Here is a 605-nt window from a genome sequence, read left to right on the forward strand (position 1 = left end):
GTCAGTTCAGTAGTGTATACTGTAGGATCTTGTCCTGCAATATAGTTGTTCAGGTAAGCGTTTGCACCTGCTCCTTTATATTCGATGCTGATTTTCTTGTCTACTCCTCCGTTTGTAGAAGTTACCAATGTACTTTCGTTAGCTGAAAGCTGAACGTTTTGAGCGTACTGCGCACCGTTTACAGCATCAGAACCTGCCGTAGCCTTGATCTGAATTGTATTGGCCTGAATGTTTTTTGCACCATTCTGCAAAGCAGCATTTGCACTTTTCACTTTCACCTGAAATCCGCCGGTGCTGAATACGTTCAGATGATCTGCGTTCAGAGAGCTTACTCCGTTTGCATAGTCATCTTTGGTTACGTAATCAAGGTTGACAGTTTTCTGTGCATTGTTTACCACTAATGTCTGAATAGGTTTTAATCTTACGTTAAGAGTAACGTTTTGTGCACTGAGGGTTCCTACACCTAATATTGCTATTGATGTAACAAGTAATTTTTTCATTAAAGTTATTGTTATATTGTTTCTAAGTTTCGGATGCAAAAGTAAGATGATCTAAACAAATATACATTGTGAAAAATGACTAATCTTTTGTTAAATTTAACAAAT

General features: G+C 37.4%; 1 protein-coding gene. It reads right to left on the bottom strand.

The window, feature by feature from the left end; genetic code table 11:
- Positions 1-500: hypothetical protein (locus AC4FQ5_RS19915; RefSeq protein WP_491146377.1), on the bottom strand; the 500-nt coding region annotated here is incomplete at its 3' end.
- Between the last annotated feature and the right edge of the window lie 105 nt (positions 501-605).

Source organism: Chryseobacterium sp. DT-167, from assembly GCF_058310155.1.